The sequence below is a fragment of the Bacteroides sp. AM37-9 genome (assembly GCF_003603455.1).
Classification (GTDB): domain Bacteria; phylum Bacteroidota; class Bacteroidia; order Bacteroidales; family Bacteroidaceae; genus Bacteroides; species Bacteroides xylanisolvens.
In genome coordinates, this window is record NZ_QTNF01000072.1 from 1 (window position 1) to 4,191 (window position 4,191).

At 32.7% G+C, this 4,191-nt stretch carries 8 protein-coding genes; all 8 read right to left on the bottom strand.

All coding sequences use genetic code 11. From position 1 onward, the window contains the following. Window positions 1-402: 402 nt before the first annotated feature. The 8 genes from DW862_RS25400 to DW862_RS25435 all read right to left on the bottom strand — a co-directional run bounded on the left by DW862_RS25400 (window position 403) and on the right by DW862_RS25435 (window position 4,057). Window positions 403-1,560 carry a replication initiation protein gene (locus tag DW862_RS25400; protein ID WP_004295359.1) on the bottom strand — a complete coding sequence of 386 codons (1,158 nt, stop codon included), beginning with the start codon at window positions 1,558-1,560 and terminating at the stop codon, window positions 403-405. Between the two features lie 162 nt (window positions 1,561-1,722). Beyond that, complete coding sequence (locus tag DW862_RS25405; protein WP_004295360.1) at window positions 1,723-1,935, bottom strand: hypothetical protein; 213 nt, start codon at window positions 1,933-1,935, stop codon at window positions 1,723-1,725. After that, entirely contained in the window at window positions 1,925-2,407 is a 483-nt protein-coding gene (locus DW862_RS25410) for a hypothetical protein (protein WP_004295361.1), read from the bottom strand. Before DW862_RS25410 ends, DW862_RS25405 begins: the two co-directional genes overlap by 11 nt. A gap of 33 nt (window positions 2,408-2,440) precedes the next feature. After that, window positions 2,441-2,752 carry a hypothetical protein gene (locus DW862_RS25415; protein WP_004295362.1) on the bottom strand — a complete coding sequence of 104 codons (312 nt, stop codon included), beginning with the start codon at window positions 2,750-2,752 and terminating at the stop codon, window positions 2,441-2,443. Window positions 2,753-2,776: 24 nt separating this feature from the next. Further along, a complete protein-coding gene (locus DW862_RS25420) occupies window positions 2,777-2,995 on the bottom strand; it encodes a hypothetical protein (protein ID WP_004295363.1) in 219 nt (72 codons plus the stop codon). Window positions 2,996-3,091: 96 nt separating this feature from the next. Beyond that, window positions 3,092-3,484 carry a hypothetical protein gene (locus DW862_RS25425; RefSeq protein WP_004295364.1) on the bottom strand — a complete coding sequence of 131 codons (393 nt, stop codon included), beginning with the start codon at window positions 3,482-3,484 and terminating at the stop codon, window positions 3,092-3,094. Between the two features lie 71 nt (window positions 3,485-3,555). After that, a complete protein-coding gene (locus tag DW862_RS25430; protein ID WP_007559101.1) occupies window positions 3,556-3,771 on the bottom strand; it encodes a hypothetical protein in 216 nt (71 codons plus the stop codon). 34 nt (window positions 3,772-3,805) lie between these two features. Then, complete coding sequence (locus DW862_RS25435) at window positions 3,806-4,057, bottom strand: hypothetical protein (RefSeq protein ID WP_004295365.1); 252 nt, start codon at window positions 4,055-4,057, stop codon at window positions 3,806-3,808. Window positions 4,058-4,191: the final 134 nt, after the last annotated feature.

The window sequence follows — 4,191 nt, forward strand, 5'->3', positions numbered from 1 at the left end:
ACCCAACTTTTTAAAATATGTTTTTTTTAGATAGGGACAAAAACCCAACTTTTGATTGATTAGTTGTATCATATAGCGTCCTTTTTTGTTAATAGATGTTCTTTTCCCTAAAGTTTGTGTTAAGATTATGAGAAAAGTTCCTTTTTTGTGGGTTTATGTAATAAGAAGAGTTCCTTTTTTGTGTTTGGTATGATTATCAGGTTTTTTTTTATCAGCTAGTGATGGTAGTACCCTTAAAAATGGAAGGGTAACTATTTGAAAAACAACAGATAACGGTAAAAAATCAGGGACAAAAACCCAACTTCTTAGGGACAAAAACCCAACTTCTTAGGGACAAAAACCCAACTTCTTAGGGACAAAAACCCAACTTTTAGACCCCTCTTAGGGACAAAAACCCAACTTTTATTCATCTTCTTTTTCTTCTCCAATCATTCCGGGGAGTATTTCTACCTCTTTTAATAATACGGATAAACAATATTCTGCTTTATTTGAAATTTTATTCCAGTTATCTCTAACATATTCGCCTAGATAAAGCATCTTAGTTACTACTGCTTTATAGTTGCTTAATGTAATCTGTGGAATAAACTGCTGCAAATGTTCGTCCTTCATTGCAAAGTGCAAAGAACAAAAATTCGTTATCATCTTCTTTTGTCCTTTTAATAGTTCTTCTTCCTTCTTTGATAATGCAGACTTAATAACTTTGAAATTAAGTTTATAAGGCTGTGTATCGCCTGAATTACGATAAACTTCTGCCATTTCAAACCAGCAATCAGCCTGTTCAAACAAATCATCGTAAACAGGGCGTATTACACGTTTATACAAATCTTTAAATTCGGGGTATTTATCTTCTAATTTTAAGAATTTCCGAAATCTATCCACATAAATAGAAAAACCACCTTTTTCTTTCCATGAGCTAATCAGCATATACATTCTTATTGTATATCTACTTTGCGCTCTTAAAGCTATCTCTTTTATATAGCGTGTAAAACCTCTATCAACATTAATGAAAACTTTAGCAACCTCTCTATCCATTTCTAAAGAAAAACCTCTTGAATAAGGAGTTTTAGGTATATTTGCCTTAGTGAATAAACCAGTAATAGACCAACTTTCCTCACCTGTTATTGGGTCTTTAACATCAAACTCTACAGGAATACTGATTAATTTACGAACCATGCTTTTTACTTCCTTGTATTGGTCTGGATTAACGCCCAAATCCCGATATGCGATATCTACTCTTATACGGTCTGAATATTCTTGAAATAAGGATAATTGCTCGCATGGAATAGATGTACCATATTTATCTAGATGCTGAATACTTAATTCTATGACATTCTGTAATTTCTCTATAACAGCAATTAAGATTCTAATCTGTACTGTCTTAAAATCACCAGCCATTAATGTAACTACATTAGGTTGTTTCAGCCATGTGGGATTTTCTGGGAGTTTCACAGGAAGATTTGTACGAGGATGCCCTTTCCTAATTCTAACAATCTCACCGTCTATTTCTTCTTTTTCTTCTTTTACCGCACGTTTTCGGACTTTTATTTCTCTATTTACCATCGCTTATTATTTTGACTGATTAATACTCCCAAAAAAAGTAGAATAAAGAACACAAACATAAACTTGGCTATATAAAATAGCCCTATGAAAATCATTCTAAAAATAGCAATGATAATTTCTAATAGATTTCTTATTATGTTCCTCCAGTCCATTTTCTTTGTTTTATAATTCCTGTCGCCAAAGCTCCGGCTGCACTATTGTATAACCAGCACTTTGCAAATATACTCTTTTAAATTCATCGGGCAACGTTCCTTCAAGGAATTGCTTTTTATGCCTTGATGCAGTTCGGCGGTCATATGGACTATTTTTAGACCAGCCTCTTTTAAGAATTAGTTCCTTAAAGCATTCATCTAATGTTTTTGCTTTATCTATCATAATCTTTTCGTAAAGAAATTATAGGGTTTTTCATCCCTTTATACGTTTCACAAGGATTTCCTAACAGTTCGCACATTACAAAATGTACAATTTTTCCTTCATCCAATGATAAATTCGATTTATTTGCTAATTCTACAACTAATGTATATTGATAACTATAGTTCTCTACAACAATTTCTTTTTCATTGGAAACTTCATTGTAAATCTTTCTATACTTATGCCATAAAGACGTATTAAAAAGCTCTACCGTAAGATAATTGTTTACCTGCTCTGTTGTATAGTCTTCTGGCAAACGTTTCCCTGTAAGTCTATAAACAGCCTCCATTTTTGCTTTTTTTCCTACAAACTTTTTTTTCCCAATCATCTGACAAGAAGGAAGTTCATCCCTAGATATAAAAGGCTTCAAATCTGACACCCTACGATATACCTTATATTCAATAAACATTCTATCTATATTTTGATTATATGACATCTATTTCCTTTCACACTATTCAAAAAATTATGGTCATTTATCCCAATCATAATTATCGTAATCTATTTCCTTTCCTGTAGCATGGCATTCAGCCACATAATCAGCCCATTTTTTTCGCTTCGTCACATCAAAAGGCATACGTAGAAATTCATCCTTCCAAGGCTGTATAAAGTAACCAAAATCGTGTTTGTTCGTTACATACTGAACAGCATCTCTAATGGCGTTATACTCATATCCTTCTTCCAACAATGGTTCGTCACCCAGTTTAGAGTATATGTTTGCCACTTCCCGAAGCATCTTTGCAAATTCTTTGTATGTGGCAAAATTCTTTTCTTTTTTATCCATAATCATTCTTTTTTGTTTTGAGTATTAATTTTTTTCGATGAAAGTATTGGTTGTATTCAATACTCCGGCTGAATCTCGACTTTTGCCATCTCTTATGAAGATTCCTTCTTCTTTCAACCGTTCATAATCAAATTCATTCATCATGATAATGACAATATTTTCATTTGTATATAGCTTACACTTCATAAATTGAGTACCTTCTATTTTTCCAATTACGTCTATTTGGATTGTTCTTTCATTCATAATTCGTTTATTTATATTCTGTTATGCGTTATTTGGTATGATAATCCCATTTTATCTTGACTTACATATTTGGAAAAGAGACCTGTGAACTAAAGACTACTCTTTCTTTTCCTTACGCCTAGATTTAAGAAACTCTTTAGCTGCTTCTTTATCCTCATGAACTTCTTCTGATACATAATATATATATGTAGCTTTGAAATTGTGAGAATTGTTTTTCCACGCGGTTCCTGTTGCATCCGGATTGACAACATATCCTTCTTTTGCCCATTGGAGAGCTGTCAGGCTCTTTTGGCTCGTTTTCTTTTCCCAAAGAACCTTGCGAAGCATTCTTGTCCGGGGAACAATCACACCGTCTGCACATACCAGCCCTTCGCAGTTGTAACCGGGGCTTTCCAGAAATTCAATTTCTTTTTGAATTTCTTTTATGCTCATTTTCTCGATGCGTTCCATGTTTTGTGCAATCGTTTCATCTGTCATATCCGCTGCCATATTTCATGAATTTATGTATTAAAATAAGGCTATTAACTAGTTTAATAGCCTATTTTTGATTTCAAATACTATCAAACGTATTTATCCAATTCTTTTTCTAGCTTTTCCCTATCAATCTCTGGAAATAGTTCAAGAACAAGACTTAGCGAATCGCAATAATTGTTTGCATAGTTTTCTGTATCCATCAATCGTAACACCATTGAACAAAAAATACTCTTTTCCTGCTTAAAAGTACGATTTAACACAGAACTAGATAATCTGAAAATTTTCTTCTCTACTCCAATCATAAATTAATCCTTTCACATTTCTAATAATTGACTATCAATCTGTAGTTTTCTTCAATGCTTCAAAAGAAGACAAGTAATCATCAACAGCTTTATTTAACGCTGCATATTTATCTTTCCACGTTCTTATTTGCCGTTGTGTTTCAATATACCTATCATTCAAAGTTGCATAATTCTGAATAGCAAATCTAATAGCTTTAGCATCTGTTTTTTCACCAGATAATTTTTTTAGATTTTCTAACTCTGCACAGGCTGCATCGTCTAAGCGTAATGTAAACTCTTTTTTCATAAAAAAATGATTAATGAATTAATACTGAAAAATAGCCCTAACAGTTGGCTACGAAATGGATTTAAGAAGCAATGTTTCATGATTTTGTTTGCTGTTCTTTATACTGGCAGCCAAACCAGCTTTAAAGGTTTGTT

Excerpts from the sequence above, each read along its gene's own strand:
- DW862_RS25405 (WP_004295360.1), bottom strand. The coding sequence starts at position 1,935 with ATGATAGATAAAGCAAAAACATTAGATGAATGCTTTAAGGAACTAATT.
- DW862_RS25430 (WP_007559101.1), bottom strand. The coding sequence starts at position 3,771 with ATGATTGGAGTAGAGAAGAAAATTTTCAGATTATCTAGTTCTGTGTTA.
- DW862_RS25410 (WP_004295361.1), bottom strand. The coding sequence starts at position 2,407 with ATGTCATATAATCAAAATATAGATAGAATGTTTATTGAATATAAGGTA.
- DW862_RS25435 (WP_004295365.1), bottom strand. The coding sequence starts at position 4,057 with ATGAAAAAAGAGTTTACATTACGCTTAGACGATGCAGCCTGTGCAGAG.
- DW862_RS25415 (WP_004295362.1), bottom strand. The coding sequence starts at position 2,752 with ATGGATAAAAAAGAAAAGAATTTTGCCACATACAAAGAATTTGCAAAG.
- DW862_RS25420 (WP_004295363.1), bottom strand. The coding sequence starts at position 2,995 with ATGAATGAAAGAACAATCCAAATAGACGTAATTGGAAAAATAGAAGGT.
- DW862_RS25425 (WP_004295364.1), bottom strand. The coding sequence starts at position 3,484 with ATGGCAGCGGATATGACAGATGAAACGATTGCACAAAACATGGAACGC.
- DW862_RS25400 (WP_004295359.1), bottom strand. The coding sequence starts at position 1,560 with ATGGTAAATAGAGAAATAAAAGTCCGAAAACGTGCGGTAAAAGAAGAA.